This is a genomic window from Streptomyces sp. NPDC046859 (genome assembly GCF_040645135.1).
Taxonomy (GTDB): domain Bacteria; phylum Actinomycetota; class Actinomycetes; order Streptomycetales; family Streptomycetaceae; genus Streptomyces.
Window position 1 is genome coordinate 1 of record NZ_JBEYXR010000064.1, and the last position, 1,129, is coordinate 1,129.

Below are 1,129 nucleotides of genomic sequence, written 5' to 3' on the forward strand. Positions count from 1 at the left end.
CTAGTGATCTGAGTCGGAGATTCGTCGTTGGTTCGGTATGAGTCGTCCGGGTCCGAAGATTCCGCCGTTGTCGGTCACTGATGCCCAGCGGGCGGTGCTGGAGGGCTGGTTACGTCGCCGCACGACGGCCCAGGCTTTGGCCCAGCGGTCGCGGATTGTGCTGGAGTGCGCTGAAGGCCACTCGATCATGGAGGTGTCCCGCCGTCTGCGGATTGCCCCGGACACGGTTCGTACCTGGCGGCGGCGCTTCATCGAGCGGGGCCTGGATGGCTTGTGTGACGATCCTCGGCCGGGTGTCCCTCGAAAGATCACCGACGCTGACGTCGAGCGGGTCATCGTCAAGACGCTTGAGGAAACCCCGAAGAACGCGACCCACTGGTCGACAAGGTCGATGGCTGCGGCCACGGGCATGTCGCAGTCGACGGTCTCGCGGATCTGGCGGGCGTTCGCCCTGGCACCGCACCGGTCGCAGACGTTCAAGCTGTCGACGGACCCGCTGTTCATCGACAAGGTCCGTGACGTCGTTGGTCTCTATCTCGACCCGCCGGAGAAGGCCCTGGTCCTTTGCGTGGATGAGAAGTCGCAGATCCAGGCCCTGGACCGATCCCAGCCGGTCCTGCCGATGATGCCCGGCGTTCCCGAACGCCGCAGCCACGACTACATCCGGGCCGGCACAACGACTCTCTTCGCCGCCCTTGAGGTCGCCACCGGCAAGGTGATCGGCTCCCTGCACCGCCGCCACCGGGCAGCGGAGTTCAAGAAGTTCCTGACCAAGCTCGACAAGGAAGTCCCTGGCGGTCTCCAGGTCCACTTGATTCTCGACAACTACGCGACCCACAAGACACCCGACATCAAGCGGTGGCTGCTGACCCATCCGCGGTTCCACCTGCACTTCACGCCGACCAGCGCGTCCTGGCTGAACCTGGTCGAGCGGTGGTTCGCCGAGCTGACCCAGAAGAAGCTCAAGCGCGGCGTCCACCGCTCGGTTCAGGCCCTTGAACGCGACATCCGAGGCTGGCTCGCCGACTGGAACGAGCACCCCAGACCGTTCGTCTGGACGAAGACCGCCGACGAGATCCTCGACAAAGTCGCCGCCTACTGCCGACGAATCTCTGACTCAGATCACTAG

General features: G+C 64.5%; 1 protein-coding gene. It reads left to right on the forward strand.

What is annotated here, in order from left to right:
- The first annotated feature begins 37 nt into the window (after nt 1-37).
- Nucleotides 38-1,129, forward strand: a complete 1,092-nt coding sequence (locus ABZ899_RS36520) for an IS630 family transposase (protein WP_361355236.1) — start codon at nt 38-40, stop codon at nt 1,127-1,129.